The sequence below is a fragment of the Moraxella caprae DSM 19149 genome (assembly GCF_000426885.1).
GTDB lineage: Bacteria > Pseudomonadota > Gammaproteobacteria > Pseudomonadales > Moraxellaceae > Moraxella > Moraxella caprae.
The window spans coordinates 1-1,777 of sequence record NZ_AUGF01000101.1 but is presented as its reverse complement, the minus strand read 5'-3'; the positions used below and the strand labels follow the sequence as shown (position 1 = coordinate 1,777).

Below are 1,777 nucleotides of genomic sequence, written 5' to 3'. Positions count from 1 at the left end.
TTAATGCTTTATTTTGTGTGGTAACTTAATGATACATTAAATTGATGAACACTTCTTTATTTTATTTGGTGTTGCGGTTGGGTTGTAAATTCAAGTGTAAAAAATCACGGTGGTTTATGACCCAGCCTCCTCCATTTCATCATTAAAAATTGAGGCCTATACTGCCGAAGATGCTCAACAAATCAATGAAGAGTTGTTAAAAATGAGTGAGGCGGTCATTAACCGCATCAACAACAATGCCAAAAATGACATTTTGCTTGCTTCTGAAAAGGAAGTTAAAGAGGTTCAGGAATTATCACAAAAGACAGCCTCTGCTTTGGCAGAGTATCGTGTCAAACACGAGGTCTTTAATCCGGAGGGTCAATCCACATTGGCACTGCAAGAGATTTCAAAGTTACAAGATGCTTTAATCCAAACTGAAACACAATTGGTACAAGCCAAAGAATTAACCCTACAAAACCCACAAATCAAAGCAATGGAAACTCGCATTAAGAGCTTAAAGAAAAGCATTGCTGAAAAGTCGAAGTTGGTTGCAGGGGCAAATGACGCATCGCTCAGTAAGCGTTCGGTGGAATTTCAAAGATTGCAACTAGAAAAAGAGTTGGCAGACAAACAACTTGCCTCAGCGATGGCAGGCTATGAGCAAGCTAAAACCGATTTTAATCAAAAACAGTTATACTTAGAAAGACTTGCCATGCCGTCCTTGCCTGATGAGGCAACCAAATCCAAACGCCTTAAAAATGTGTTGTCTGGTTTTGTGTTTGGACTACTGTTGTGGGGGTGTTAAAGTTGTTTGTGGCGGGTGTGAGAGCATAATGACTGAGATGGGTGGCTTTCGCTCGTTTATGTATTCATTTCGTATCCAGCTACGAGTGATTTATGCTTTGCTGATGCGTGAGATTATTACCCGTTATGGTAGGCACAATATTGGTTTTCTTTGGTTGTTTGTTGAGCCGATGATTTTTATAGGATTGGTTGCTTTGTTTTGGCAGATGGTAAGGGCGAGCAATCTTGGGCAGAATATGCTGATTATCCCCTATTCGGTGGTGTTGTGCTGGCGAAATAGTGTTAGTCGCACCACAAAAACCATTGAGTCAAATTCTGGACTGCTCTACCATCGCAATGTTACCATCATTGATGTGTTTTTGGCTCGGATATTTTTAGAAGTGTTTGGGGCAACGGTTTCACTTCTTGTGTTGTCGGTATTGTTTTTTGTGGCAGGACTGATGCCGATGCCTGACGATTTTTTGTATATGGTGTTTGGTTGGGTGTTGATGGTTTGGTTTGCCATAGGGCTCTCTTTTGTGATGGGTGCGTTGACAGAGATGTCTGAAGTTATCAATCGTCTGTGGAGTGCCTTTTCCATCATCATGTTTCCACTATCGGGTGTGGCTTTTTTGTGCATTGGCTACCAGAAATGGCAAGGGAGTTTGTGTTATATATTCCGATGGTGCATTTGACAGAAATGATGCGACACGGCTATTATGGTAATATTATTCCCACCTATGAAAGTGTTTCTTATGTTGTTTTATGGAATACCATATTATCTTTTGTAGGATTAACATTGGTTAGGCAAATTACTCGTACAACCTAATAAAGATAAACCATGATAAAATTAGAGAATGTCAGCAAGCGATACCCATTTGGTAAAGGCGAGCGAGCCGTTTTGAAGGATATCAATTTACACTCAACAAACCACAAAATCACCACACACCCCCATGTTCCAAAACAGCTCATCTAGATCATCAGTCATCCAGCCCTGTCTTAAAGACTTAGC

Annotated in this window: 2 protein-coding genes; both read left to right on the top strand. The window is 40.5% G+C overall.

What is annotated here, in order from left to right; all coding sequences use genetic code 11:
- Window positions 1–109: 109 nt before the first annotated feature.
- Complete coding sequence (locus tag K941_RS15960) at window positions 110–787, top strand: hypothetical protein (RefSeq protein WP_051226072.1); 678 nt, start codon at window positions 110–112, stop codon at window positions 785–787.
- A 28-nt stretch (window positions 788–815) separates the two neighbouring features.
- Window positions 816–1,460: an ABC transporter permease gene (locus K941_RS15955; RefSeq protein ID WP_208854386.1), complete on the top strand. Its 645-nt coding sequence runs from the start codon at window positions 816–818 to the stop codon at window positions 1,458–1,460.
- Window positions 1,461–1,777 lie beyond the last annotated feature (317 nt).